The following is a 25,400-nucleotide window of genomic DNA, read 5'->3' as shown; positions in this document are numbered from 1 at the left end:
ACCAAGGCCGCGCAGACCGTGCAGGTCTCGGCCTACCCGGACCACTACGCCCAGTGGGAGAAGCAGGCCGCCGACCTGGTCGCCAAGCACTGGAACTGAGCGCACACTTCAACGACTGCTGATCGCATCTGAACGACACGCTGGCCGGCACCCCGAGCGGGGTGCCGGCCAGCGGCATGTCTAGGGCAGCCCGCCGGCCCGCAGGCGGCGGCGAAGGTGGTGAGGCGTCAGGGGTTCTGGGACGCGCGGTTCGGATGCGCCGTCGCGGGACTTCATCCGCCATCGCGGGACTTCATCTGCGGCGGGCGGCCATCCAGCGCAGCGCCAGGGCGGAGACGGTGCCCCACAACCCGCGGCGGAACAGCAGCACGACGAGGACGAAGATGCTGCCGGTCACCAGGCCGATCGCCTCGAATCCGGAGAACGACAGCCAGTCCTCCAACCGCACCACCACGGCCGCGCCGAGCACCCCGCCCCACAGCGTGCCGATGCCACCGAGCACGACGACGATGACCGCCTTGCCGGAGGTGGTCCAGTGCAGCACGTCGAGGGAGACGAACCGGTGCCCGACGGCGAAGAGCCCGCCACCGAGACCGGCGATGAAGCCGGAGAGCACGAACGCGGTCAGCTTGTAGCGGTGCACCGGGTAGCCGAGCGCACGGGCCCGGGCCGGGTTGTCGCGGATGCCGACCAGTACCCGGCCGAACGGCGAGTGCGTGATCCGCCAGGCGGCGGCCAGGCCGAGCAGCACGATCGGCAGGATCGCGTAGTAGAAGTAGTAGTCGTCGGTCAGGTCGAGGCCGAACAGCGACCGGGGCACGCCCTGCAGGCCGTTCTCGCCCTTGGTGACCGAACGCCACTCGTTGGCCACGTAGTAGACCATCTGGGCGAAGGCCAACGTGACCATGGCGAAGTAGATGCCGGTCCGCTTCACCGCGAGGTAGCCGATGGGCAGCGCGAGCGCCGCCGCGCCGAGCGCCCCGGCCAGCACGGCGACCGGGAACGGCAGGCCGGCGTGGATGGCGACCAGGCCGGTGAGGTACGCCGAGGTGCCCCAGAACGCCGCGTGCCCGAAGGACATCAGCCCGGTGAAGCCGAGCAGCAGGTCCACCGACACGGCGAACAGCGCCCAGCAGAGGATGTCCACCGCCACCGCCGGGTAGAGCCCGTTGGGCAGCCAGATCGCGGCGGCCAGCCCGGCGGCGAGCAGCGCGTACCGGACCCAGCCGGGCGCGCGGGCGACGGCGAGGAGCCCGGACGGCGGGGCCGGCCGGCTCGCCTCGGCCGGGGTGTCGACGGTGCTGGTCATGCCGGTGCCTCCTCACGGCCGAACAGCCCGGCCGGCCGCCAGAGCAGCACGGCGGCCATCACGACGAAGACGATCGTCTGGGACACGATGGGGAACTCGGACAGGTACGCCTCGCCCCACGCCTGCACCAGACCGATGCCGAAGCCGGCGGCGACCGAGCCGAAGATCGAGCCGAGGCCGCCGATCACCACCACCGCGAAGACCACGATGATCAGGTCGGCGCCCATCAGCGGGTTCACCGCCCGCATCGGGGCGGCGAGCACGCCGGCGAGCCCGGCCAGGCCGATGCCGAAGCCGAAGACCGGGGTCACCCACCGCCCGACGTCGATGCCGAACGCCCGGGTCAGCTCGGGCCGCTCGGTCGACGCCCGGACCACCATGCCGATCCGGGTACGGGTGAGCACCCACCACACCGCGACGCAGAGCAGCACCGCGAAGCCGAGGATGAAGACCCGGTACGTCGGGAAGTCGAAGAGTCCGAAGTCGACCGAGCCGCTGAGCTCGTCCGGGGTGGCGTACGGGCTGGACTGCACGCCGTAGCGGGTCTTCACCAGGTCCTGCAGGATCAGCGTCAGGCCGAAGGTGAGCAGGAAGTTGTAGAGCGGGTCGAGTCGGGTGAGCCGGTGGATGACGGCCCGTTCCAGGATCATGCCCACCACGGCGAGCGCCACCGGCATGATCACCAGGGCCGCCCAGAACGGCACGCCCGCCTCGGCCAGCAGCACGTACGCGCCGAAGGCGCCGAGCATGTAGAACGCGCCGTGGGCGAAGTTCACCACCCGGAGCATGCCGAAGATGACCGCGAGCCCGAGGGCGAGCAGGGCGTAGAACGCCCCGCTCACCAACCCGTTGAACGTGTTCTGGAGAAAACCGGTCACAGCTTGCAGTCCGGGGACGGGGCGCGGAACGCCTCGGCGGCGGGGATGGTCTTGAGCACCTTCACGTAGTCCCAGGGCTCGGCGACCTCGGCCTGCGGCTTCACCTGGGCGAGGTACGCGTCGTGGATCACCCGGTGGTCCTCGGCGCGGATCTTGCCGTTGCGCAGGAAGACGTCGTTGACCTCCTTGCCCTCCAGCCCCTTGACCACGGTGTCCGCGTCATCGGTGCCGGCGGCCTGCACGGCCTCCAGGTACTGCATCGCCGCGGAGTAGTTGGCGGCGTGCGCGAAGGACGGCCGGGTGCTGGTCTCCTTCTGGAACCGGTCGGCGAACTCCCGGTTCTGCTGGTCGAAGTTCCAGTACCAGGCGTCGGTGTAGGTGGTGCCGGCCAGCGCGGCCGGGGTGAGCGAGTGAATGTCGGTGATGAACATCAGGCCGACCGCCAGGCCGACGCCCTTGTCCCGCAGCTTGAACTCGTTGTACTGCTTGACCACGTTGACCAGCTCGGCGCCGGCCTGCATGGTGCCGAGCACCTGCGGCTTGGGGTTCAGCGTCGGCGCCTTGAGCAGGAAGGTCGAGTAGTCGCCGGTGGTGTTCGGGAACGGCGCGCCGTCCTTGCCGACGACCGTGCCGCCGGCGGCGGTGATGGCGGTGGAGAAGCTCTTCTCCATGTCCTGCCCGAAGGCGTAGTTCGGGTAGAGGATGTACCAGTTCTTGCCGACCTGCTCGGTGGTGGTCTTGCCGGTGCCGTTGGCCAGCATGTAGGTGTCGTACGCGTAGTGGAACGTGTACTTGTTGCAGCTCTTGCCGGTCAGGTCGGTGGTCGCCGCGCCGATGTTGAAGTAGAGCTTCTTCTTCTCCTTCGCCACGTCGGCGACCTTCAGCGCGGCCGACGAGGTGGGCACGTCGAGGATCAGGTCGACGCCCTTGCGGTCGTACATCTCCTGGGCCTTGGCGTTGGCCACGTCCGGCTTGTTCTGGTGGTCGGCGGTCTCCACGGTGATGTCGGTGGTCACCGCCTTGTCGCCGTGCTTGGCCTTGAAGTCGGCGATGGCCATCTCCACGGCCTTGACCGAGTTCTTCCCGGACAGCTCCGAGTAGGCCCCGGACTGGTCGTTGAGCACGCCCAGCACGATCTTGTCGCCGGTCAGCTTCTGGTCGCCCCCGGACTGGGGGCCACCGCCGCCGCAACCCGCGGCCAGCACCACCGCCGCCGAGGCGGCGGCCACACCCACGCTCCTACGCATGTCAATCCCCTTCGTACCGCGCGGGCACCGCGCGGGTCAGCCGTCGAAAATTCAGATACCGAGGTACGCCAGCAGCTCGCGCTCCCGCGAGCGCACCTCGGAGTTCGCCATCGCCTCCACGACGCGTCCCTCGGCCAGCAGGTAGTGCCGGTCGGCGACGCCGGTGGCGAAGTGCAGGTTCTGCTCGACCAGCAGCACGGTCACCCCGTGCTTCTTGGCCTCCCGCAGCAGGTCGCCGACCTGCTGCACGAGCAGCGGCGACAGGCCCTCGGTGGGCTCGTCGCAGAGCAGCAGCCGCGCGCCCATCCGCAGCACCCGGGCCAGGGCGAGCATCTGCTGCTCGCCACCGGAGAGCATGGTCGCCGCCGAGTCGCGCCGGGAGTACAGGGCGGGGAACGCCTCGTACACCCGCTCCAGCGGCCACGGGTCGGGGCCGACCCGCGGCGGCAGCGTCAGGTTCTCGGTGACGCTGAGGGTCGCGTACGCGCCCCGGTCGTCGGGCACCCAGCCGAGGCCGAGCCGGGCCCGCTTGTACGCCGGCAACCGGCTGATGTCCCGCCCGTCCAGCTCGACGGTGCCGCGCTGGCCGGGGTGCAGCCCCATCACGCAGCGCAGCAGGGTGGACTTGCCGGCGCCGTTGCGCCCGACCAGGGTGACCACCTCGCCGGCGGCGACCTCCAGGCTCACCTCCCGCAGCACCTGCGCCTCGCCGTAGAAGGCGGAGAGGTTCTCAATGCGCAGCATCAGCGGCTCCCAGGTAGGCGGTGATGACCCGCTCGTCGGCGCGGACCTGCTCGTACGGGCCCTCGACCAGCACCGTGCCGGCCTGCAGCACGGTGACGGTGTCGGCGAGGCGGCCGACGACGCTCATGTTGTGCTCGACCATCACCACGGTGCGGCCGGCCCGAACCCGGGCGATCAGCTCCACCGTGCGGTCGACGTCCTCCAGCCCCATCCCGGCGGTCGGCTCGTCGAGCAGCAGCACCTTCGGATCCAGGGCGAGGGCGATGGCCAGCTCCAGGGCGCGCTTGCGCCCGTACGCCAGCGCCTCGGCCGGGGCCTCGGCCAGCGCGCCGAGCCCGACCATGTCCAGCAGTTCGTCGGCCCGCTCCCGGTAGCGGCCCATCAGCTTGGCCGACCGCCAGAACCGCCAGCCGAGCCCGCTCGAGCTCTGCAACGCCAGCTCGACGTGCTCGCGGGCGGACAGCTGCGGGAACAGGCTGGTGATCTGGAACGAGCGGGCCACCCCGAGCCGGGCCACCTGCTCCGGGGGCAGGCCGGTGACGTCCCGGCCGTCCAGCTCGATCCGACCCTCGGTCGGCGGCAGGAAGCCGGTGAGCAGGTTGAACAGGGTGGTCTTGCCGGCACCGTTGGGGCCGACGAGCGCGTGCACGCTCTCCGGGGCGATGTCGAGGTCGACGTGGTCGACCGCACGGAAGCCCCGGAAGTCACGGGTCAGCCCGCGCGCCGACAGGAGCGCTTGCCCGGCCATCGCCTCATCCTCCGCAGGTCACTGGCGACGACCGGGTCGGTGACCGGGGTCACAGGGCCGTCGCGTGGAGGAAACCTACGGGGAACGGCCGGAGTGCAGCCATGTCGGTCCGCCACACTTTCCGGCCGGTCGGCGCGGGGCCGGCCAACATGAGCACCGGTCGGGAGCCGTCCGCAGGGGATCGACAGGCGTGAGCGAATGGTCTGGGAGACCGCTCCCATGTGGCCCGGCCACCTGACCCGCGGGGGCGCGGCGGGCGTGTCCGGCCACGCCCCCGGGGTCACCGGGCCACGACTCCGACGGCGGCCGGTCGGTCAGTCGGGGAAGGTGACCACCCAGCGGGCGCCCTCGCCCCGGGCGAGCCGGTCGAACGCCTCCGGCGCCTCGTCGAGGGTGACCAGCCCGCTGATCAGCGGAGTCAGGTCGAGCGTGCCGTCGCCGACCTCGCGGGCCAGGCCCGGCACCTCCCGGTCCGGATCGGACGAGCCGTACACCGAGGAGCGCAGCGTCCGGGCGGAGTGGAAGATGTCCAGCGCGGAGAGGCTGACCAGGTCGTCCTTGCCGCCCATGCCCACCACGGTGACCGCTCCCCCGCGCCGGGTGAGCCGCCAGGCGGTCCGGATGGTGGCCGCCCGCCCCACGCACTCGAAGGCGTGGTCGACGCCGCGCCCCTCGGTGAGCGCCCGGATCTCCTTCGACAGCCGGTCGTCGGGCGCGAGGAAGTGCGTCGCCCCGGCGGCGAGGGCCAGGCCCCGCTTGGCCTCGGCCACGTCGATCGCGATGATCGGGACGGCGCCGGCGGCCCGGGCGGCGGTGAGCACCGACAGGCCGACCCCGCCGAGGCCGATCACCGCGACCGACTCGTCGGCGACGACGCGGGCGGTGTTGCGGACCGCCCCGGTGCCGGTGAGCACGGCGCAGCCGAGCAGCGCGGCCCGCTCCGGCGGCAGGTCGTCGGGGACGGCGACGACGGCGGCCTCGGGCACCACCACCTCCTCGGCGAACGCGCCGAGCCCGAGCGTGACTTGCAACGCCTCACCGTCGGCGGTCTCGCCGCGCGGCACGGCCGGGGCGGTGTTGGCGGCGCAGAGCCACGGCTCGCCGTGCCGGCAGTGCCAGCACCGCCGGCAGGCGGGCGCCCAGTTGAGCACCACCTGCGTGCCGACCGGTACGGCGGCGCCGGGGCCGGCCTCGACCACCACGCCGGCCGCCTCGTGCCCCAGCACCAGCGGGTACGCGGGCGCGAGGGTGCCGTTGACCATGGACAGGTCGGAGTGGCAGACGCCGGCGGCGCGGACGCGGACCCGCAGCTCGCCGGGGCCGGGCGCGGGCAGGCGGATCTCCTCGACGCGCAGCGGCGCGCCGGGCGCGCGGGCGACCAGCGCCCTCACCGCTGGATCGCCTTGATCTCGCGGAACTCGTCGATGCCGTACGGGCCCAGCTCCCGGCCCAGGCCGGACTGCTTGTAGCCGCCGAACGGCGCCCGCGGGTTGAACGCGCCGCCGTTGACGTCCACCTGGCCGGTACGCAGCCGCCGGGCCACCGCCAGCGCCCGGTCGGCGTCGGCGGACCAGACCGCGCCGGCCAGGCCGTAGCGGGAGTTGTTGGCGATGGCGACGGCCTCGTCGTCGTCGCCGAACGGGATGACGGCGAGCACCGGGCCGAAGACCTCCTCCTGGGCGAGCGCGCTGTCGGGGTGCACGTCGGCCAGCACGGTCGGGGCGACGAAGTGCCCCCGGGGCGGCAGCGGGGCGTCCGGGCCGCCGCAGACGAGGCGCGCCCCGTCGGCGAGGGCGCGGTCGACGTGGCCGCGTACCCGCTCGGCCTGGGCGGCGGAGACCAGCGGGCCGAGCCGGGTGTCCGGGTCGAACGGATCCCCCGGCCGGTACGCCGCGGCGGCCCGGACGACCAGGTCGAGTGCCTCGTCGTACCGGTCGCGGTGGACCAGCATCCGGGTCCACGCGGTGCAGGTCTGCCCGGAGTTGAGCAGCGCGTTGCCCACCCCGACCTTGACGGCGGTGGGCAGGTCGGCGTCGGCGAGGATCAGGTTGGCCGACTTGCCGCCCAGCTCCAGGGCCACCCGGGCGATCCGGTCGGCGGCGAGGTGGGCGATCCGACGACCGGTGGCGGTGGACCCGGTGAACGAGACCATGTCCACGTCCGGGTGGGCGGCCAGGGCCTCGCCGACCACCGGCCCGGTGCCGGGCACCAGGTTGACCACACCGGCGGGCAGCCCGGCCTCGGCGACCGCGTCGAAGAGCAGGTACGCCGTCAGCGGGGTCAGCTCGCTGGGCTTGAGCACCATCGTGCAGCCGGCGGCCAGGGCGGGTGCCAGCTTGGCGACGACCTGGTGCAGCGGGTAGTTCCACGGGGTGATCGCGCCGATGACGCCGACCGGTTCGCGGACGACGAGCGAGTTGCCGATCGTCTCCTCGGCGGGCGGCCGGGCGGCCAGCTCGACGCAGTCGCGCAGCACGGTCAGCGGCAGGCCGGTCTGCACCCGGGCGGCCAGCTTGAGCGGGGTGCCGAGTTCGAGCGCGACGGTCCGGGCGATGTCCTCGGCGCGGGCGGTCAGCGCGGCGAGCAGCCGGTCGAGGTGGGCGGCGCGCTCGGCCGGCGCGGCGGCCGCCCAGCCGGGAAAGGCGGCCCGGGCGGCGGCGACGGCCCGGTCGACGTCGGCCGGGGTGCCGGCCGGCACCTGCCCGACGGTCTCCCCGGTGGCCGGGTTCTCCACGTCGATCGGCTCGTTCCCGGACGGGTCGGCCCAGGCGCCGCCGAGGTAGAGGTGACGGCGGACCAGGAGCGCGGGGGGCGCGGCGGCGAGATCCATGTCGTCCTTCGGGGGTGAGGAAACTAGCGCTGGGAGTTTTGACGCTACCCGTTCGCCCCGGGTGGTTCCAGCGCGAGTAGGCGCCGGTGTTCGGCGGCGAGGCCGTGCAGCAGCGCGTCGAGGCCGAGGGCGAAGGCGCCCTCGTCCACGCTGCGCTGGTGCTCGGCGAGCCGGTGCGCCTGGCCCAGGTGCGGGTAGTGCGCGGCGTACAGCTCCGGGTCCTCGACGAAGCCGCGGGCGAACGAGCCGAGCGCCGACCCGGCGACGAAGTACCGCATCGCCGCGCCGACGTGGGTGGCCCGGGCCGGCGGCCAGCCGGCCTTGACCAGTGCCCCGTAGACGGCGTCGGCCATGGCCAGCGCGGCCGGCCGCCGCCCGGGGCCCTGGGCCAGGTAGGGCACGACGTTCGGGTGCGCGGTCAGCGCCGCCCGGTACGACCAGGCCCAGCGGCGCAGCGCCTCGCGCCAGTCGTGACGGCCGAAGAAGCCGATATCCACGGCGACGGTGACGCTTTCGGCGACCGCGTCGAGGATGGCCTCCCGGTTGGCGAAGTGGTTGTAGAGCGAGGGACCCCGCACGCCGAGCGCGGCGGCGAGCCGCCGGGTGGAGAAGGCGGCCAGCCCGTCGGCGTCGATCAGGGCCAGGGCCGCGGCGACGATCCGGTCCCGGGTGAGCACCGGCTGCGGGGGTCGGGGCACGTCGACTCCTCGGGGGTCTGGACGACAGAAAACTTACACCGCTAGTTTAAGCGGGACGCAGCCACGACGGCGGAAGGGATCAGCATGGACTTCTCACTGACCGACGAGGAGCGGGCGGTCCGCGACACCGTCCGGTCGTTCATCACCCGCGAGGTGATGCCGCTGGAACAGGAGGTGCTGCGCCGCGAGCGCGCGCACCAGCCCGGCGTGACCCGCGACGAGCTGCGCGAACTCCAGCAGAAGGCGAAGAAGTTCGGCTTCTGGGGGCTGGCCACCCCCGAGGAGTACGGCGGGATGGACCTGCCCGCCGTCATGCAGTCGCTGATCTGGACGGAGCTGGGGCGTACCTTCGTGCCGTTCCGCTTCGGCGGCGAGGCCGACAACATCCTCTTCCACGCCACCGAGGAGCAGAAGCGCGAGTTCCTGCTGCCCACCATCGAGGGCGAGCGGATCTCCTGCTTCGCCATCACCGAGCCGGGCGCCGGGTCGGACGCGGCGAACATCCGGCTGGCGGCCCGCCGCGACGGCGACGACTGGATCCTCGACGGCGAGAAGACCTTCATCACCAACGGCAACGACGCCGACTTCGCCATCGTGGTCGCGGTGACCGACCGCGAGAAGGGCGCCCGCACCGGCGGGGCAACCGCGTTCCTGGTCGACCGGGCGATGGGCTGGCGCTCGGAGTTCATCCAGACGATGGGCGAGGGCGGGCCGGCGTCGCTGATCTTCGACGGCGTACGGGTGCCGCACCGCAACATCCTCGGCGAGATCGGCCAGGGCTTCACGCTGGGCATGGAGTGGATCGGCAAGGGCCGCTACACCATCCCCTCGCACGCGATCGGCATCGCCGAGCGGGCGTTGCAGATGGCCATCGACTACGCCAACACCCGGGAGACGTTCGGCGCGAAGATCGGCACCAACCAGGCCATCCAGTGGATGATCGCCGACTCGGAGACCGAGCTGGAGGCGGCCCGCTGGCTGGTGCTGCGCTCCGCCTGGACGGTCGACCAGGGCATGGACCCGCGGCACGCGTCCTCAATGGGCAAGCTCTACGGCGCCGGCATGGTCAACCGGGTGGTGGACCGGGTGCTCCAGATCCACGGCGGCATGGGCTACACCCGCGAACTGCCGGTCGAGCGCTGGTACCGGCAGGTGCGGCTCTACCGGATCTTCGAGGGCACCGACGAGATGCAGCGGCTGATCATCTCGCGGGACCTGCTGCGCGGGTACACGAAGATCGGCGGTCACCTGGCCTGAGTCCGCGCCGGCTCCTCATTTTCCCCTGCCCCGGCGCCTGATCGGCCAGGTCGAAACCGTGACGAGGGTCGAGGAGTTGGCGGCCCGGTGAGCCGGACCGCTCGGGTGGGCGGCGGTGACAGCCGCCCACCCGCACGCTCGCCCGCCACGTGACCTGAGCGGGCTCAGCCGGTCAGCGCCGTCAGGGCGGCGTCCACATCGGCCTCGGTGGAGTACACGTGGAAGGAGGCGCGGACCCGCCCGGCGCGCACCGCCGCCCGGATCCCGGCCCGCTCCAGCCGCTGCTCGGCGTCGGGCACGTCGACGGCGACGATGGCGCTCTCCCCCGGCGGCCGACCCAGCCCGGCCAGGAACCGGTTGGCCAGCGCCACGTCGTGCGCCCGGATCGCCGGCACGCCGATCTCGGCGACCACCTCCAGTGCGGGCGCCGCGCCGACCCAGCTGAACCAGGCGGGCGAGATGTCGAACCGGCGGGCGTCGTCGGCCAGCCGCAGCGGCGGGCCGTAGTAGGAGGCGTGCGGGTCGGCGCCCGCGTACCAGCCGGCGGCGTCCGGACGCAGCCGCTCGCGCAGCTCGGGCGCCAGGTAGGCGTACGCGCAGCCGCGCGGGCCCATCAGCCACTTGTACCCGGCCACCGCCACCACGTCGGCCCGGCTCCCGTCGAACGGCAGCCAACCACACGCCTGGGTCGCGTCCACCGCGACCAGCGCACCGTGCGCCCGGGCCGCGGCCACGATCTCGTCGTACGCCGCCACGGCGCCGTCGGCGGACTGCACCAGGCTGAACGCGACCAGATCGGTGTCGGCGTCGATCGCGTCGACCAGCCCCGTCAGCGGCACGGTGCGGACCGTGACGCCGCGCTCCTGCTGAACCAGCCAGGGAAACAGGTTCGAGGTGAACTCGACCTCGGGGACCACCACGTTCGCGCCCGCCGGAAGGGCCGCCGCGACCGGTGCGAGGAGCTGGGACACCGCCGCGCCGACCGCCACGTCCCCGGCCGGTACGCCGACCAGGCCGGCGAACGCGGCCCGGGACCGGTCCACCGACTGCCCCCAGCCCTCCCAGGAGCTGCTCCCGATCCGCCACGCGGCCAGCGCCTCCTGCAATGCCGTCCAGGCCGGCTCGGGCGGGAGCCCGTAGGAGGCGGTGTTCAACCAGCCGGGCTCCGGCTTCCACAACTGCTGCGCCTGCTCGATGTCCACGGCACCGACGCTAGGCGGGGTGGGGTCGGATGGGCACGGCCAATCGGCGACCGGCGGCCTGCGGCCCGTCGGCACGCACTGGCCGGTCTGGCGACCGCTAGGACTGCCGGAGGTTGTTGGTCGACCCGGTGGCGGCACGGCGCCGGAACAGGCCGAGCCGGAGCGCCCGGAGCAGGGTGCCGGGCTGGCTCAGCGTCGCCGGATGGTCGAGCATGGTGGTGACCCGGCCCAGCCGGGCGCTGAGTACCGGATCGGTCAGCGAGGTCCGGAAGAGCAGGTCACCGAACCACTTGGTGACCCGGTACCCCGGCGGGTACGGCCCGTCGACGTGCGGAAGCTCGATGTCGGCGGTGGTGGAGGTCTGCCAGGCGGCATCGACGATCACCCGGACCCGCTCGAAGTATGCCCGCGCCGGTTCCTCGTGCAGGTTCGGGCTTGACCGGAGGTACGCCGACAGGCAGGAGGCGTGCAGCATCGCGGAGGTCATGCCCTGGCCGTACACCGGGTTGAAGGAGGCGATCGCGTCCCCTGCGGCAACCAGTCCGGCGGGCATCCGGTCGAGCTTGTGGAAGTCCCGGCGTCGGCTGTCCGCCTGGTGGTACGTGACCACGCCGCCGAGCATCTCACCGTACTCCGCGATGTCACCGAACATCTGCGGATAGTGCTCCCGGCAGCGGGCGGTGAAGTCGGCGACCTCGCGGCTGGGCCGGTCCTCGTCGTAGCCGGCCACCAACATGATCCAGCGGTCCCCCTCGACCGAGTTGATCCCACCGATCCGAGCGGTACGACCCTTGCCGGCCATGGTGTGGTAGACCACCACCCAGGCGTCGCTGACCTTCTCGTCCTGCTTGAAGAGCGCGGTCGCGTAGTTCAGTCTGATCGGCATCCGCTGCATCGGCGGGCGGGGCCACCCGTTGTCGGCCAGCCAGTCGCTCAGCCGGCTGGACCGTCCCATCGCGTCGACCACCAGGTCCGCCGGTTCGACCACCGGCTCACCACCGCCCTCGGGCACGTACCGGGCGCCGGTGGCGCGCCGGTCGGCGAAGACCAGGCCATCCGCACGGCCGTACACCATCCGGATGTTGTCCACGGCGAGGGTCCGCCGCCGGACCAGCGCCTCGAGGAACGGTCGCGTGGTGATCAGCGTCGGACCGGTGCCGGACGGTGCCGGCGGCAGCCCCAGCACACCATTCACGAAGATCTTCGCCGCGCCCTCGTCGCTGGGCGGCGGCGGGGCACCTAGCGCGTGCGCCTCGTCGACGATGCCGGGAAACCACCGTTCCAACTGGATCTGACCGGCGGGCAGCAGCGCGTGCACCTGGCTGCCCTGCGGCACGCCCGGCCGGGGCCCGTCATCCACATTGGACGGATCGCGTTCGATGATCAGCACCTCCTCGGCGTGGTCACTCAACACCCGAGCCGCCATCAGTCCGGCGATGCTGCCGCCCAGCACCACGGCACGACGCATGACCAGCGTGGTCTGAGCCGGCCGCTCGGCGGTCGCGATCTCCGCGAAGAGCCGGGACGGAGAGGGGGGCATACGATCACTCCTCGAGTGGTCGGGAAACCTCGGCATCCACGACCGTAGCCACCGGAGCCCCCGCCGTCATTGGTCAACCGACGTGCCGCGGCTCGCCTCGGTCCTTGGGTCGACCCGGTCGCCCGGGCCCGCCGCCGCGATCAGGAAGGCCGGTAAGGATGAGCGCCTGGACGCGCTGGAAGATCGCGGCTCCATTGATCGGCCTCAGCCTGCTGCTGCTCGTCCCCGCCGCGTCATAGCTTGCCATCGCGAAACCCGGGCCATGCCGGGTTGCCTCCCGCGCTGACCGTGTGCGGTCCACCGGCTCTGGGGCAGTTGCTCCTCGAGCAGAAGCAACCAATGGTTGCGTGGCGACGGCTGGTCGGCTAGCGTGACGTGCAACCAAGGGTTGCATATCAAGGAGTGGCGGAGCATGGAGTACGGCAGCATCGAACGAGAGATCCACGTCGACGCCTCGCCGGAGGTGGTCTTCGAGGTCGTCAGCAGCCCCGAGCACATGTCGCAGTGGTGGACCGACGACGCCGACTTCGAGGCGACTCCCGGCGCGGTCGGTGAGCTCGTCTGGGGCGACCGGGCACAGGTCGTCCCGATGGTCGTGGTGAACGCCGAGCCGCCTCGACTGTTCTCGTTCCGCTGGTGTCATCCCGAGGGCCAGGTCGACGACCCGGCCAACTCGCTGCTGGTCACCTTCGAACTCACCCCGTCGGGCACGGGCACCAGGCTCCGGCTCACCGAGACCGGGTTCCGGGAGATGGGCTGGGAGGCCGCGAAGCTGGAGGAGCAGTACCGCGACCACGTCGTCGGCTGGGACACCTTCGTCCCCCGGCTCGGGGAGTACCTGGCCCGGCTGGTGTCGACCAGGTGACCGCCGCCGTCGACGACGACCTGTGGTCCGCGGTGGGGGATCCGACCCGTCGGCGGATGCTCGACCTGCTCCTGGCCGATGGCGACGGCACGGCCACCAGCCTCAGCGAGCGGCTGCCCGTGACACGGCAGGCCATCGCGAAACATCTCGGCGTGCTCGACCGGGTGGGCCTGGTGCACTCCACCCCGGCCGGGCGCGAGCGAAGGTACCGGGTGGACGAGGCGCAGCTCGCGCGGGCGGTCGCGCAACTGTCCTCGGTCGGAGCGGCGTGGGACGCCCGGCTCCGGCGCATCAAGCGGATCGCCGAGGCTGTCCAGCGCACGAAGGACCAGCGCGCCACCCAGCAATGACGTCATGAGGGTCAATCCGGAGAACCGACACCAGAAAGAAGATCGAAGATGGTGGACATCCTGCACAAAGTCGGAATCACGTCGTCCACGGCCGAGGTCTACACGGCCCTGACCACCGTCGAGGGACTTGCCGGCTGGTGGACGACCAACACCGGGGGCGTCGGCGACGGCCCCGGCGGCGTGCTCCAGTTCCGGTTCGCCGCCGGCGGATTCGACATGAAGGTCCTCGAGCTCGACCCCGGCAGGCGCGTGCTGTGGGAGGTGGTCGACGGACCCGACGAGTGGATCGGCACGCAGGTCGACTGGCGCCTCGCTCAGGTCGACGACTACGCCGTCGTGCTCTTCAGCCACCGCGGCTGGAAGGAGCCGGTGGATTTCATGCACCACTGCAGCACCAAGTGGGCGGTCTACCTGCTGAGCCTGAAGTCGCTGATCGAGACCGGAAAGGGCGCTCCGCACCCCCACGACGTCAAGATCGACAGCTGGGACTGAGGGTCCGCTCGGTCCTGACGGGTCTCGCACCGCGAAGCCACGACGCCACCTCCACCGGCAGCATCGCTGCCGGTGGAGGTGGCGCGGGCGCCCGGCCGGCGCGACCCCTGGTGGTTCCGCGACCGCGGCGTCAGGCCGGTACGCCGGCCATGGCGGTCGACTCGTCGGCCGGCCGCCGGGTGGCGGGCTCGCCCTCGTCGGCGTCCTCATCGAGCATGGCCGCCTCGTCGAACGGGTCGTCGCCGCGCAGCACCCGATCGGCCTTGTCCCGATCGAACTCCCCCGTCCAGGTCCCGACCAGCACGGTCGCGACCGCGTTGCCGGCGAAGTTGGTCAGCGCCCGCGCCTCCGACATGAACCGGTCGATCCCCACGATCAGCCCGACCCCGTCGACCAGGTCCGGACGGTGCGACTGGAGCCCACCGGCAAGCGTGGCCAGCCCGGCACCCGTCACCCCGGCAGCGCCCTTCGACGCGATGACCATGAACAGCAGCAGCGACACCTGCTCGCCGATCGACAGCGGCTTGCCCAGCGCGTCGGCGATGAACAGTGACGCCATGGTCAGGTAGATTGCCGTGCCGTCCAGGTTGAACGAGTACCCGGTCGGCACCGTGATGCCGACCACCGGCTTGCTCACCCCGACGTGCTCCATCTTCGCGATCAACCGCGGCAGCGCCGACTCCGAGGACGACGTCGACAGGATCAGCAGGAACTCCCGGCCCAGGTAGCGCAGCAGCGAAAAGATCGAGATCCGGGCCACGAACCACAGCAGCGCACCCAGCACCACCAGCACGAAGATCAGACAGGTCGCGTAGAAGCCGAGCATGATCTGCGCCAGACTCTTCAACGCGTCCATCCCGGTGGCGCCGACCACGGCGGCGATGGCGCCGAACGCGCCGATCGGAGCCAGCCACATGATCATGGCGAGCACTTTGAAGACCACCCGCTGGAGCAGGCCCACGGCGGTCAGCACCGGCTCGCCGCGCCGGCCCAGGCTCTGCACGGCGAAGCCGACCAGCAGCGCCACGAGCAGCGTCTGGAGCACCTCCCCCTCGGTCAACGCGGAGAAGAGCGTGGTCGGGATGACTCCGAGCAGGAAGTCGACGGTCCCGCCGGCCTCGTCGCCGGCGGCGGCCTTGCCGGAGCCGGCGAGGTCCTGCCCCAGGTCGAGCCCGGAGCCGGGGTGGATGAGGTTGCCGACCACCAGGCCGATGGCGAGCGCGACGGTCGACATGACCAGGAAGTAGCCGAGGGCGAGGCCGCCGACCCTGCCGACCTTCGCCGCCTGCCGGACCGAGCCGACGCCGAGCACGATGGTGCAGAAGATGACCGGGCTGATCATCATCTTGATCAGGTTGACGAAGCCGGTTCCGAGCGGCTTGAGTTCCTTGCCGACCTCGGGGGCGGCGAGGCCGACCACGACGCCGGCCAGCACGGCCACGATGACGGCCAGGTAGAGGTAACGGGTACGGTCCCGACGGACCGGGGGTGACGGTGTGGTGGTGGATGTGGTGGTGTCCATCTCGACAATGTGAAGCGCGTCTCACCACAAGGCAGCCTTGCGGTCATTCTGTTCATCCCGTCGGAGCACGCGCGACGCGTGCCGGTGACGACGGCGCGGACGAGGAGGGGAAACATGGCCCGGCGGCAGTGGAGCATCGCGGGGCAGCTGTTCGCTCTCCAGGCCGTGGTGGTGACCCTGCTCGTCCTGGCCGGCGCCGCCGGGGCCGTCTGGCTGGCCCGCAGCGATTCCCGGCAGGCGGCACAGGAGGAGGTGCTCGCGGTGGCGCAGACCGTCGCCCGCTCCCCCGACGTCCGCGCGGCGCTGCGCAGCGCCGACCCCAGCGCCGCCCTCCAGCCGTACGCGGAGGCCACCCGGGTGGCGACCGGCACCGACTTCGTGGTGGTGATGGCACCCGACCGCACCCGTTACTCGCACCCGCACCCGAAGCGGATCGGCCAGCCGTTCGTCGGCGACATCGCGCCGGCTCTGGCCGGCCGGCCGTTCACCACCACCAACGTGGGCACGCTCGGCGAGTCGGTGCGCGCGGTGGTGCCGGTGTACGACGACGAGCGGATCGTCGGCCTGGTCTCGGTCGGCATCACCACCGAGGCGATCGATCGCAAGCTGCTCGGCCAGTGGCCGGTGCTGCTCAGCGTCGCCGCACCGGCGCTCGCCCTCGCGGCCACCGGCTCCTGGCTGCTCAGCCGTCGACTGCGTCGGCAGACGCACGGCCTCGGGCCGGCCCAGATGACCCGGATGTACGAGTACTACGACGCGGTGCTGCACTCGGTGCGGGAGGGCCTGCTGGTACTGACCACCGACCGCCGGGTGGCGTTGGTCAACGACGAGGGCCGCCGGCTGCTCGGGCTGGACGCGGACGCGCCGCTGACCGACCGACCGGTGGCCGGGATCGACCTGCCGCCCGCGGTGGCCGAGCTGCTGACGTCGGCCCGGGACGCTCGCGACGAGCCCGTCCTGGCCGGTGACCGGGTGCTCGTCGCCAACCAGCGGACCGCCCGCTTCGAGGGCATCGCGCTCGGCACGGTGCTCACCCTGCGCGACCAGACCGAGCTGCGCACGCTCGCCAGCGAACTCGACTCGGTACGTGCGTTGACCGAGGCGTTGCAGGCGCAGACCCACGAGTCGGCCAACCGGCTGCACACCGTGCTGACTCTGGTGGAGCTGGGCCGTACCGACGAGGCGGTTCGCCTGGCCACCCGGGACCTGGCCGCGGCGCAGCAGCTCACCGACCGGGTGGTCGGCGCGGTGACCGAGCCGGCGCTGGCCGCCCTGCTGCTCGGCAAGTCGGCCCAGGCCGGTGAGCGCGGCGTGGACCTGGTGATCGACCCGGAGTGCCGGCTCGACGGCAGCCCGCTGCCCAGCGCTGACCTGCTCACCGTGGTGGGCAACCTGGTGGACAACGCGCTGGAGGCGGTCGCCGGCAATCCGCCGCCGCGACGGGTCCAGGTCTTCGTCGGCGCGGTCGACGGCGAACTGGTGGTCCGGGTCGGTGACAACGGCCCGGGACTGGACCCGGAGCGGGTGAACGACGCGTTCCGGCGCGGCTGGTCCACCAAGAGCGCGGGCCGCGGCCTCGGCCTGGCGCTGGTCGAGCAGGTGGTCCGCCGGCACGGGGGCAGCTACGAGGTTGACCGCTCGAACGACGGCGGGAGCCTGTTCACCGTCCGGCTGCCGGTCGGGGGCGGCGAGGCCCGATGAACGACATCCGGGTGCTGGTGGTCGAGGACGAGCCGCTGCTGGCCGAGGCGCACACCGCGTACACCGAGCGGGTGCCGGGTTTCGTGGTGGCCGGGGTGGCGCACACCGGTCGGGAGGCGATGGCGGCGCTGCGCCGGCGCGGCGGCGCGGACGTCGACCTGGTGCTGTTGGATTTCCGCCTGCCCGACGTGCACGGCCTGGACGTCTGCCGGGCGTTGCGAGCGGCGGGCAGCGGCGTCGACGTGCTCGCGGTGACCTCGGCCCGGGACCTGGCGGTGGTCCGTACCGCGGTGTCCCTCGGGGTGACCCACTACCTGCTCAAGCCGTTCACCTTCGCCGCCTTTCGCGACAAGCTGGAGCGCTACGCCGACTACCGCCGGCAGGCGCTCGCCGACGGCGAGGTGGCCGCCCAGCACGAGGTGGACCGGATGTTCGCCACCCTGCGCGGTGCCGCCCCGCACACCCTGCCCAAGGGGCTGGACGTGCACACCCTGCACCGGGTGCTCTCCGCCCTGGCCGACCGGCCGCGAGCCACGCCCGCCGACGCCGAGGCCGGGCTGTCCGCGACCGAGGTGAGCCAGCGCACCGGCATCTCCCGGGTGACGGCCCGCCGCTATCTGGAGTACCTGGTGACCATCGACCGGGCAGTCCGCAGCCCCCGCTACGGCACCCCAGGGCGCCCCGAGGTCGAGTACCGGCCGACCTGACCGACACCCGGCCGGCTGCCGGTGGCGGTGCTCTGCGGTGGCGAGCGGCTGCCCGCCACCCTGGCGTGACGTCCCCCGGCCGGGTCAGCTCACGTTGGCCGGGCCGAGCACGCTCTTCAGGTCGCCCATCAGCGCGGTGGTCGCCGCCACCCGGAACGGGCCCAGCCGCAGCGTGGTGGTCTTGCCGCCGTTGAGCAGCTTGACGTGCACCTCGGTATCGCCGGGGTGCAGCACCAGGGTCTCCTTGAGCCGTTCCACCAGCGGCGGCGTGCAGCGGTGCACCGGGATGGTGAGGGTGACCGGCTTGTTGGCCGGGTTGCTGCTGACGTCCGGCATGGACATGTCCATCGCCATGATCCGCGGCGTGTCGTCGCGGCGGTCCACCCGACCCTTGACCACCACGATGGCGTCCTCGGCGATGTACTGCCCGATCACCTCGTAGGTGTTCGGGAAGAACAGCGTCTCCACGCCGCCGGCGAGGTCCTCCAGGGTGGCCGAGGCCCAGGCCCGGCCCTGCTTGGTGACCCGGCGCTGCACGCCGGAGAGGATGCCGGCCAGGGTGACCACGGCGCCGTCCGGGACGGTGCCCTCCTCGGAGAGGGCGGCGATGGTGGTGTCCGCCGCAGCGCCGAGGACGTGCTCCAGGCCGAAGAGCGGGTGGTCGGAGACGTAGAGGCCGAGCATCTCCCGCTCGAAGGCGAGCTTGTCCCGCTTGTCCCACTCGCTGTCGCTGATGGTCGGCATGACCGTGGTGCTGCCGCCGGTGTCGGCGTCGCCGAAGCCGGCGCCGAAGAGGTCGTACTGGCCGACCGCCTCCTTGCGCTTGACGTCGGCGTACGCGTCGATGGCGTCGGCGTGCACGGCGAGCAGGCCCTTGCGGGTGTGCCCGAGCGAGTCGAAGGCCCCGGCCTTGATCAGGGATTCGATGGTCTTCTTGTTGCAGGCCACCGCGTCGACCTTGGCCAGGAAGTCGTAGAAGTCGGCGTACTCGCCCTTCTCCTCCCGGCACCGCATGATCGCGGCCACCACGTTCGCGCCGACGTTGCGGACGGCGGCGAGGCCGAAGCGGATGTCCTTGCCGACCGGGGTGAACGGCCCGGCCGAGGTGTTCACGTCCGGCGGCAGGACCTGGATCCGCATCCGGCGGCACTCCGACAGGTAGAGCGCCATCTTGTCCTTGTCGTCACCGACCGAGGTGAGCAGCGCCGCCATGTACTCGGCCGGGTAGTGCGCCTTCAGGTACGCCGTCCAGTACGACACCAGCCCGTACGCGGCGGAGTGCGCCTTGTTGAAGGCGTAGCCGGCGAACGGGACCAGCACGTCCCACACCGCCTGGATCGCCTCGTCGGAGTAGCCGCGCTCGCGGCAGCCGTCCCGGAACGGGATGAACTCCTTGTCGAGGATCTCCTTCTTCTTCTTGCCCATCGCCCGGCGCAGCAGGTCGGCCTGGCCCAGGGTGTAGCCGGCGAGGATCTGCGCGGCGCGCTGCACCTGCTCCTGGTAGACGATCAGGCCGTGGGTGGGCGCCAGGATCTCCCGCAGCGGCTCCTCCAGCTCCGGGTGGATCGGGGTGATCTCCTGCAGGCCGTTCTTGCGCAGCGCGTAGTTGGTGTGCGAGTCGACGCCCATCGGGCCGGGCCGGTACAGCGCCAGCACGGCGGAGATGTCCTCGAAGTTGTCCGGCTTCATCAGCCGCAGCAGGGAGCGCATCGGCCCGCCGTCGAGCTGGAACACGCCGAGGGTGTCGCCCCGGGCCAGCAGCTCGTAGGCGGCCTTGTCGTCCAGCGACAGGGCCAGCAGGTCGAGTTCCCGGCCGTGGTTGAGCTGGATGTTCTTGACCGCGTCGTCGATGATCGTCAGGTTGCGCAGGCCGAGGAAGTCCATCTTCAACAGCCCGAGCGACTCGCAGGTCGGGTAGTCGAACTGGGTGATGATCGCCCCGTCGGCGTCCCGGCGCATCAGCGGGATGTGGTCGATGATCGGCTCGGCCGACATGATGACGCCGGCGGCGTGCACGCCGGTCTGCCGGATCAGCCCCTCGATGCCCTTCGCGGTGTCGATCACCTTACGGACGTCCGGGTCGGACTCGTAGAGGCCGCGGATCTCGCCGGCCTCGGCGTAGCGCGGGTGCTTCGGGTCGAAGATGCCGGAGAGCGGGATGTCCTTGCCCATCACCGCCGGCGGCATCGCCTTGGTGATCCGGTCGCCGACCGCATACGGGAAGCCGAGCACCCGGGCCGAGTCCTTGATCGCGGCCTTCGCCTTGATCGTGCCGAAGGTCGCAATCTGGGCGACCTTGTCCTCGCCCCACTTGTCGGTGACGTACTTGATCACCTCACCGCGCCGGCGCTCGTCGAAGTCGATGTCGACATCGGGCATGGAGACGCGCTCGGGATTGAGGAACCGCTCGAAGATCAGGCCGTGCGGGATCGGGTCCAGGTCGGTGATGCCCAGGGCGTACGCGACCAGCGAGCCGGCGGCCGAACCACGGCCCGGGCCCACCGCGATGCCCTGGCTCTTGGCCCACTGGATGAAGTCGGCGACGACGAGGAAGTACGAGGGGAAGCCCATCTGGTTGATGACGCCCAGCTCGTACTCGGCCTGCGCGACGTGCCCCTCCGGGATCCCGTTGGGGTAGCGGCGGGCCAGGCCGGCGAAGGTCTCCTTGCGGAACCAGGACTCCTCGGTCTCCCCCTCGGGCACCGGGAAGCGCGGCATCAGGTTGTGGAACTCGAACATGCCGGTCGGGTCGACCTTCTCGGCGACCAGCAGGGTGTTGCGGCAGCCCTGCTGCCACAGCTCCGAGGAGTCGACCGCACGCATCTGCTCGGCGGACTTGATGAAGTAGCCGCCGCCCTCGAACCGGAACCGGTTCGGGTCGTCGATGTTGCTGCCGGTCTGTACGCAGAGCAGCACGTCGTGCGCGGTGGCCTGGGCCTCGTGGGTGTAGTGCGAGTCGTTGGTGACCACCGGCGGGATGTCCAGCTTGCGGGCGATCTCGGTGAGCCCGTCGCGGACCCGGCGCTCGATCGAGAGGCCGTGGTCCATGATCTCCAGGAAGTAGTTCTCCTTGCCGAAGATGTCCTGGTAGCTGGCGGCGACCTTGAGCGCCTCGTCGAACTGGCCCAGCCGCAGCCGGGTCTGCACCGCGCCGGAGGGGCAGCCGGTGGTGGCCATGATGCCCTCGGCGTGCTCGGCGATCAGCTCCATGTCCATCCGGGGCCACTTGACGTAGTGGCCCTCCATGGAGGCGCGCGAGTTGAGGGTGAAGAGGTTCTTCAGGCCGGTGGCGTTCTTCGCCCACATGGTCTTGTGGGTGATGGCGCCGTTACCCGAGACGTCGTCGCTCTTCTGCTCCGGCCGGCCCCACTTGACCCGCGCCTTGTGGAAGCGCGACTCCGGCGCGACGTACGCCTCGACGCCGAGGATCGGCGTGATGCCGGCGGCCATCGCCTGCTTGTAGAAGTCGTTCGCGCCGTGCATGTTGCCGTGGTCGGTGATCGCCACCGCCGGCATCCCGAGCCGGTTCGCCTCGGCGAAGAGGTCCTTGAGCCGGGCCGCCCCGTCGAGCATCGAGTACTCGGTGTGTACGTGCAGATGCGCGAACGAATCGCCCATGCGTGGCGCCCCCCCGGGTCGGTCTCATGGGTGGTCGGAAGTCGGTCGGCCCACCCTATCCCCGGGCCCACGGACGGCTCCAGCAGCCGCGCGGACAGACCGCCGCCGGGTGGTGTGGATCTCCCGGGGAGCCCGCCCGAGGGGGTCGCGGCCGGGTCGCCTGCCCGACTCGGGGATCCCGCGAAGGCCGGCGCCGCCGTAGCCTGGACGGCACGGCGCACCGGCGGATCGGGGACGGTGTGATGCTTCTCGCGGACGACATCGACGACCTGGCCAGGGCGGCCGCACGCGGCGAACCGGGCGCGGTCGACGCGCTGCTGGCGGCCGTGCGTCCCGAGGTGCTGCGGCTCTGCGCCCGGCTGCTGCCGCACCGGGAGGATGCCGAGGAGGCGTGCCAGGACGCCCTGCTCGCGCTCGCCCGGGGCATCGGCCGCTTCGAGGGCCGGTCGTCGTTCCACACCTGGCTCTACCGGCTCACCGCCAACCGGGCCCGGTCGACGTACCGGGCGCTGCGCCGGCGCTGGCTGGTCGAGTCCGGCGGCGTGCCGCTGCCCGATCCGCCCGACCCGAGGCGCACCAGCGTGGTCGCCGGCACCCGGCTGGACCTGCTCGACGCGCTGGACGCGGTGCGCCCCGAACTCGCCGAGGCGGTGACGCTGCGCGACGTGCTCGGGCTGAACTACCGCGAGATCGCCGCCCTGCTCGACCTGCCGGAGGGCACCGCGAAGTCCCGCGTCCACCTGGCCCGGAGGCAGGTCCGACAGCGGATGTCCGGTGACTGAGACCGGGCACCGCCGGACCGTCGCCCTGCTCGCGGCCGCCCGCCGCTCGTCGGGTCCGGTGGCCACGCTGGCCGTGCTCGCGGCGGCGGCGGCCTGCGGGCAGACCCCGGTCGCGCCGCTGCCGGTGCGGCCGCCGACCCCGGCGGTCACCCCGTCGACCTCCGCCGCGCCGGCCCCGTCCGCACTCCCCGGCCCGGCCACCCTCGCCGCCACGCCGCGACCGCCCGCCCCGGTCGGACCCGCGCCGACCCGCGGCAGGGGTACCCGCTCACCGTCGCCGAGCCCGCGGTCGAGCGCCTGCCTCGGCCCGGTCCGCTACGACCTGGTCCTCGCCGAGACCGAGGTGGCCCTGCTGAAGTCGCTGTGTCTGGCCGCCGGTGGGGTGCTGCGCATCCAGGGCATCGGCCCGGGCGAGGTGACCGTGGACCGGGAGGACCTGGTCTCCCGCAGCTACGAGGCCGGGGTGGTGGACATCCGGTTCCTGCGCGCCGGCACGGTCCGGGTGACCATCCCGCAGGGCGGCGAGGCGCACCCGGTCGCGGTGGTGGTGGTCTAGTCGCCCGAGGCGCGCACCCGCACCCCGGCCAGCAGCGCGTCCACGAAGTCGGTCCCGCCGCCGGGGGGTGGCGCGACCTGCACGTAGAGCAGGGCGTCCCGGCCGGCGGCGAGGCCGGCCGCCTCGACGAGCACCGGCCGGCCGGCCGGGCAGGCGTACCGGGCCACCACCCAGTCGACGCCGGCCTGCCGGGTACGCCGCACCGGCGCGGCCACGCAGTCCGCGTGCGGGCGCTCGGCGACGAACCCCTCCGGCGTGGTACGCCGGGCGGCGCTGGCGGAGAGGCCGACGAAGGCGCCCGGCACGTCCGGGTCGGCGGCCCAGCGGCCCGGGTCGGCCGCGACGATCAGCGCCGGTTCGAGCCTGCCGTCGTCGCCGTACTGTCCGGCCCAGCCGGTGCCGGTGGCCCGCCATCCCGCCGGCAGCGCGACGCTGAGCGGCCCGCTGGTCCTCCGGATGCCGTCGGGGTGGGGCCGGCCGCCGTCACCGGCCAGGGCGCCCAGCGCGACGAGCGTCAGGGCGCCCGCGCCGGCCAGGCCGAACCGGCGGGCCGGCCCCCGCCCCCGGCGGGCGGCCGGCGCGGCGCTCCCGGCCAATGGCGGGTAGGTCCGGTGTCCCGCGCCCCTCCCCCGGTCGGCCGGGGAGGCGGCGCGGCGCAGTGCGGCCCGGAAGGCGTCGGCGTCCGGGTAGCGGTCGGCGGGGCGGAGCGCGGTGGCCCGGCGCAGCACCGACGGCACGGCGGCCGGGACGCCCTGCCGCCACCGGCGTGTCGGGCCGGGAGCGCCGTCGGGGTCGCCGAGCAGCCGCAGCCCGAGCCGACCCAGCCCGAACACGTCGCTGCGGGTGTCCACCACGGCCAGTGGGTCGTCCTGCTCGGGGGCCATGTAGCCGGGCGTCCCGGCCCGGGCGGTCAGCCCGGACGCGGCGGCCAGGGCCTTGGCCAGTCCCAGGTCGGCGATGAGTACCCGCTCGCCGGTCGGACCGGAGGCGAAGAGGATGTTGCCCGGGGTCAGGTCGCGGTGCACCACCCGGTGCCGGTGCAGGACCGCGACCCCGGCGGCGATCTCGCCGAGCAGGGCCAGCGCGTCCGCCGCCGGCAGCGGCCCCGTGCCCAGCCGGTCCCGCAGGCTGCCGCCGTCCGCCCAGGCCAGCACCGCGTACGGGCGGCCGTCGGGCAGTTCGCCGACGCCGTGCACCCGGACCAGCCGGGGGTGGTCGAGCCGCCGCAGCAGCCGCGCCTCGTCCAGGAACCGTTCCCGCACCCGCAGGTCGTGACTCCAGTTCTCGGCCAGCACCTTGATCGCCACCCGGGAGTCCAGGACGGGGTCGTGGCCCAGCCAGACGGTCGCGAACGAGCCCGCGCCGAGCAGTCGCTCGATCCGGTAGGAGCCGATCCACGCCGGAGTGCTCATCGCCCCACCCTCGTCGGCAGTCCCCGCTGCGACGGTAACCGGTGTGGACGGGTGGCGGAGACCGCCCGGGACGGGGGTCCGCCCGACCCAGTGCGGCCCGGTCGGAAACCCGACGAACCGATGTGGCGAGCGGGGAGACGAACAAGACGACAGGACAGCACCACCCACGAAGGAGTTCCGCCATGAACCGTCTGTCGTCCACCGTCCTCACCGGCGCGCTGGCCCTCTGCGCCGTCGTACCCGCGCTGGCCGGCCCGGCCGCCGCGCGGCCCGCCGCCGACGCTCCGACCGCCGTGCGCCCCGGCACCGCCGCCGCCGCTCCGACCCGCTCCGGCACCGCCGCCGGGGCCCCGGCCGCCGTCGCCGTCGCGTCCGCCGACCTCGCCGAGCGGCGTCGTCCCGCCCAGGCCACGATCGTCCAGGTCGCTGGTCCGGTCGACCTGCTCAGCGTCCGGGGCGCCGGACCGTTCCGGATCGGCGCGAGCCTGACCCGCCTCTCGGCCGACGGCCTGATCGACTGGACGGCCGCCGGCTGCGCCGGCGTGGTCCACGCCGGCGTCACCGGCGACTGGGCCGGGAAGATCATGCTCGCCTTCCGGGACGGGCGGCTGGTCGCGGTCGGCACCGCCACCGCGCCGCCCCGCTCGCCGGCCGGAGCGAGCGTCGGCATGTCCTTCGCCGAACTGGAGGAGATCTACGGCCGGCGCGGTGAGCTGATCAGCAACGACGCCGGCGACGCTACGGCGTACCTGGTCCGGTTCGGCAGCCGGGTGGAGCTGTTCACCGGACACCCGATCCGCCCCGGCGTCGGCTGGTTCGAGGCCGGGCGCGCGGACTTCGTCGAGCGCGGCTTCCGGCAGGGCCAGTCCTGCTGAACGACCGCACCGAGGGGCGCCGGCATCCCGCCGGCGCCCCTTGTCGGCGGAGCGACACATCGTTCCC

22 protein-coding genes are annotated in these 25,400 nt (G+C 72.6%); 9 read left to right on the top strand and 13 right to left on the bottom strand.

Annotated elements, in window-relative coordinates; translation table 11 throughout:
- Positions 1–292 precede the first annotated feature (292 nt).
- The 8 genes from ACTMTB_RS21865 to ACTMTB_RS21830 form a co-directional block, all read right to left on the bottom strand.
- A complete protein-coding gene (locus tag ACTMTB_RS21865) occupies positions 293–1,309 on the bottom strand; it encodes a branched-chain amino acid ABC transporter permease (protein ID WP_350797972.1) in 1,017 nt (338 codons plus the stop codon).
- Complete coding sequence (locus tag ACTMTB_RS21860; RefSeq protein ID WP_154938178.1) at positions 1,306–2,187, bottom strand: branched-chain amino acid ABC transporter permease; 882 nt, start codon at positions 2,185–2,187, stop codon at positions 1,306–1,308. Before ACTMTB_RS21860 ends, ACTMTB_RS21865 begins: the two co-directional genes overlap by 4 nt.
- Positions 2,184–3,434 (bottom strand): ABC transporter substrate-binding protein, encoded by a 1,251-nt coding sequence (locus tag ACTMTB_RS21855; RefSeq protein WP_441148121.1) that lies wholly within the window; start codon positions 3,432–3,434, stop codon positions 2,184–2,186. The genes ACTMTB_RS21860 and ACTMTB_RS21855 overlap by 4 nt, the downstream gene beginning before the upstream one ends.
- 51 nt (positions 3,435–3,485) lie before the next feature.
- Positions 3,486–4,178, bottom strand: coding sequence for an ABC transporter ATP-binding protein (locus ACTMTB_RS21850; protein WP_441148120.1), 693 nt, complete (start codon positions 4,176–4,178; stop codon positions 3,486–3,488).
- On the bottom strand, positions 4,165–4,926 hold the full coding sequence (locus ACTMTB_RS21845) for an ABC transporter ATP-binding protein (RefSeq protein ID WP_210777259.1): 762 nt from the start codon (positions 4,924–4,926) through the stop codon (positions 4,165–4,167). Before ACTMTB_RS21845 ends, ACTMTB_RS21850 begins: the two co-directional genes overlap by 14 nt.
- Positions 4,927–5,240: 314 nt before the next feature.
- On the bottom strand, positions 5,241–6,317 hold the full coding sequence (locus tag ACTMTB_RS21840) for a zinc-binding dehydrogenase (RefSeq protein ID WP_441148119.1): 1,077 nt from the start codon (positions 6,315–6,317) through the stop codon (positions 5,241–5,243).
- Positions 6,314–7,756, bottom strand: a complete 1,443-nt coding sequence (locus ACTMTB_RS21835; protein ID WP_441148118.1) for an aldehyde dehydrogenase family protein — start codon at positions 7,754–7,756, stop codon at positions 6,314–6,316. The genes ACTMTB_RS21840 and ACTMTB_RS21835 overlap by 4 nt, the downstream gene beginning before the upstream one ends.
- 44 nt (positions 7,757–7,800) lie before the next feature.
- On the bottom strand, positions 7,801–8,454 hold the full coding sequence (locus ACTMTB_RS21830; RefSeq protein WP_441148117.1) for a TetR/AcrR family transcriptional regulator: 654 nt from the start codon (positions 8,452–8,454) through the stop codon (positions 7,801–7,803).
- A gap of 84 nt (positions 8,455–8,538) precedes the next feature.
- Between ACTMTB_RS21830 and ACTMTB_RS21825 the strand changes: the two genes are divergently transcribed.
- Positions 8,539–9,711, top strand: a complete 1,173-nt coding sequence (locus ACTMTB_RS21825; RefSeq protein ID WP_441148116.1) for an acyl-CoA dehydrogenase family protein — start codon at positions 8,539–8,541, stop codon at positions 9,709–9,711.
- Between the two features lie 164 nt (positions 9,712–9,875).
- On the opposite strand, the gene ACTMTB_RS21820 is transcribed toward ACTMTB_RS21825, so the two are convergent.
- Entirely contained in the window at positions 9,876–10,913 is a 1,038-nt protein-coding gene (locus ACTMTB_RS21820) for an aminotransferase class V-fold PLP-dependent enzyme (RefSeq protein ID WP_441148115.1), read from the bottom strand.
- Positions 10,914–11,010: 97 nt separating this feature from the next.
- The gene (locus tag ACTMTB_RS21815) at positions 11,011–12,453 is read right to left on the bottom strand and encodes an FAD-dependent oxidoreductase (RefSeq protein ID WP_441148114.1); all 1,443 of its coding nucleotides are present in this window, start codon (positions 12,451–12,453) and stop codon (positions 11,011–11,013) included.
- A 412-nt stretch (positions 12,454–12,865) separates the two neighbouring features.
- Between ACTMTB_RS21815 and ACTMTB_RS21810 the strand changes: the two genes are divergently transcribed.
- From ACTMTB_RS21810 to ACTMTB_RS21800, 3 genes are read left to right on the top strand one after another with little or no spacing between them, the layout of a single operon-like run.
- The gene (locus tag ACTMTB_RS21810; protein WP_441148113.1) at positions 12,866–13,318 is read left to right on the top strand and encodes an SRPBCC family protein; all 453 of its coding nucleotides are present in this window, start codon (positions 12,866–12,868) and stop codon (positions 13,316–13,318) included.
- Positions 13,315–13,668 (top strand): ArsR/SmtB family transcription factor, encoded by a 354-nt coding sequence (locus tag ACTMTB_RS21805; RefSeq protein ID WP_441148112.1) that lies wholly within the window; start codon positions 13,315–13,317, stop codon positions 13,666–13,668. The genes ACTMTB_RS21810 and ACTMTB_RS21805 overlap by 4 nt, the downstream gene beginning before the upstream one ends.
- Positions 13,669–13,716: 48 nt before the next feature.
- Entirely contained in the window at positions 13,717–14,160 is a 444-nt protein-coding gene (locus ACTMTB_RS21800) for an SRPBCC family protein (RefSeq protein ID WP_210777267.1), read from the top strand.
- Between the two features lie 130 nt (positions 14,161–14,290).
- On the opposite strand, the gene ACTMTB_RS21795 is transcribed toward ACTMTB_RS21800, so the two are convergent.
- On the bottom strand, positions 14,291–15,682 hold the full coding sequence (locus ACTMTB_RS21795; RefSeq protein WP_441148111.1) for a cation:dicarboxylate symporter family transporter: 1,392 nt from the start codon (positions 15,680–15,682) through the stop codon (positions 14,291–14,293).
- A 114-nt stretch (positions 15,683–15,796) separates the two neighbouring features.
- Between ACTMTB_RS21795 and ACTMTB_RS21790 the strand changes: the two genes are divergently transcribed.
- Both ACTMTB_RS21790 and ACTMTB_RS21785 read left to right on the top strand, forming a co-directional pair.
- Complete coding sequence (locus ACTMTB_RS21790) at positions 15,797–17,383, top strand: sensor histidine kinase (protein WP_441148110.1); 1,587 nt, start codon at positions 15,797–15,799, stop codon at positions 17,381–17,383.
- Positions 17,380–18,090 carry a response regulator gene (locus tag ACTMTB_RS21785; protein ID WP_441148109.1) on the top strand — a complete coding sequence of 237 codons (711 nt, stop codon included), beginning with the start codon at positions 17,380–17,382 and terminating at the stop codon, positions 18,088–18,090. Before ACTMTB_RS21790 ends, ACTMTB_RS21785 begins: the two co-directional genes overlap by 4 nt.
- 84 nt (positions 18,091–18,174) lie before the next feature.
- Here the strand turns inward: ACTMTB_RS21785 and dnaE are convergent, their stop codons facing one another.
- The gene (gene dnaE, locus ACTMTB_RS21780; protein ID WP_441148108.1) at positions 18,175–21,708 is read right to left on the bottom strand and encodes a DNA polymerase III subunit alpha; all 3,534 of its coding nucleotides are present in this window, start codon (positions 21,706–21,708) and stop codon (positions 18,175–18,177) included.
- Between the two features lie 242 nt (positions 21,709–21,950).
- Between dnaE and ACTMTB_RS21775 the strand changes: the two genes are divergently transcribed.
- Positions 21,951–22,490, top strand: a complete 540-nt coding sequence (locus ACTMTB_RS21775) for an RNA polymerase sigma factor (protein WP_441148107.1) — start codon at positions 21,951–21,953, stop codon at positions 22,488–22,490.
- The gene (locus ACTMTB_RS21770; RefSeq protein ID WP_441148106.1) at positions 22,483–23,046 is read left to right on the top strand and encodes a hypothetical protein; all 564 of its coding nucleotides are present in this window, start codon (positions 22,483–22,485) and stop codon (positions 23,044–23,046) included. The genes ACTMTB_RS21775 and ACTMTB_RS21770 overlap by 8 nt, the downstream gene beginning before the upstream one ends.
- On the opposite strand, the gene ACTMTB_RS21765 is transcribed toward ACTMTB_RS21770, so the two are convergent.
- Positions 23,043–24,458 carry a serine/threonine-protein kinase gene (locus tag ACTMTB_RS21765; RefSeq protein WP_441148105.1) on the bottom strand — a complete coding sequence of 472 codons (1,416 nt, stop codon included), beginning with the start codon at positions 24,456–24,458 and terminating at the stop codon, positions 23,043–23,045. The two genes, ACTMTB_RS21770 and ACTMTB_RS21765, sit on opposite strands and share 4 nt — an antisense overlap.
- A 182-nt stretch (positions 24,459–24,640) precedes the next feature.
- Between ACTMTB_RS21765 and ACTMTB_RS21760 the strand changes: the two genes are divergently transcribed.
- Positions 24,641–25,333 (top strand): hypothetical protein, encoded by a 693-nt coding sequence (locus tag ACTMTB_RS21760; protein ID WP_441148104.1) that lies wholly within the window; start codon positions 24,641–24,643, stop codon positions 25,331–25,333.
- Positions 25,334–25,400: the final 67 nt, after the last annotated feature.

This window comes from Micromonospora sp. L32 (assembly GCF_052068055.1).
Taxonomy (GTDB): domain Bacteria; phylum Actinomycetota; class Actinomycetes; order Mycobacteriales; family Micromonosporaceae; genus Micromonospora; species Micromonospora purpureochromogenes.
The sequence above is the reverse complement of the archived record's forward strand: the minus strand, read 5'-3'. Positions and strand labels throughout refer to the sequence as shown.

Bases quoted from the DNA above. Each gene is read 5' to 3' on its own strand.
- ACTMTB_RS21865 (WP_350797972.1), bottom strand. From the start codon at position 1,309: ATGACCAGCACCGTCGACACCCCGGCCGAGGCGAGCCGGCCGGCCCCG.
- ACTMTB_RS21855 (WP_441148121.1), bottom strand. From the start codon at position 3,434: ATGCGTAGGAGCGTGGGTGTGGCCGCCGCCTCGGCGGCGGTGGTGCTG.
- ACTMTB_RS21850 (WP_441148120.1), bottom strand. From the start codon at position 4,178: ATGCTGCGCATTGAGAACCTCTCCGCCTTCTACGGCGAGGCGCAGGTG.
- ACTMTB_RS21845 (WP_210777259.1), bottom strand. From the start codon at position 4,926: ATGGCCGGGCAAGCGCTCCTGTCGGCGCGCGGGCTGACCCGTGACTTC.
- ACTMTB_RS21835 (WP_441148118.1), bottom strand. From the start codon at position 7,756: ATGGATCTCGCCGCCGCGCCCCCCGCGCTCCTGGTCCGCCGTCACCTC.
- ACTMTB_RS21825 (WP_441148116.1), top strand. From the start codon at position 8,539: ATGGACTTCTCACTGACCGACGAGGAGCGGGCGGTCCGCGACACCGTC.
- ACTMTB_RS21815 (WP_441148114.1), bottom strand. From the start codon at position 12,453: ATGCCCCCCTCTCCGTCCCGGCTCTTCGCGGAGATCGCGACCGCCGAG.
- ACTMTB_RS21810 (WP_441148113.1), top strand. From the start codon at position 12,866: ATGGAGTACGGCAGCATCGAACGAGAGATCCACGTCGACGCCTCGCCG.
- ACTMTB_RS21800 (WP_210777267.1), top strand. From the start codon at position 13,717: ATGGTGGACATCCTGCACAAAGTCGGAATCACGTCGTCCACGGCCGAG.
- ACTMTB_RS21795 (WP_441148111.1), bottom strand. From the start codon at position 15,682: ATGGACACCACCACATCCACCACCACACCGTCACCCCCGGTCCGTCGG.
- ACTMTB_RS21790 (WP_441148110.1), top strand. From the start codon at position 15,797: ATGGCCCGGCGGCAGTGGAGCATCGCGGGGCAGCTGTTCGCTCTCCAG.
- ACTMTB_RS21785 (WP_441148109.1), top strand. From the start codon at position 17,380: ATGAACGACATCCGGGTGCTGGTGGTCGAGGACGAGCCGCTGCTGGCC.
- dnaE (WP_441148108.1), bottom strand. From the start codon at position 21,708: ATGGGCGATTCGTTCGCGCATCTGCACGTACACACCGAGTACTCGATG.
- ACTMTB_RS21775 (WP_441148107.1), top strand. From the start codon at position 21,951: ATGCTTCTCGCGGACGACATCGACGACCTGGCCAGGGCGGCCGCACGC.
- ACTMTB_RS21765 (WP_441148105.1), bottom strand. From the start codon at position 24,458: ATGAGCACTCCGGCGTGGATCGGCTCCTACCGGATCGAGCGACTGCTC.
- ACTMTB_RS21760 (WP_441148104.1), top strand. From the start codon at position 24,641: ATGAACCGTCTGTCGTCCACCGTCCTCACCGGCGCGCTGGCCCTCTGC.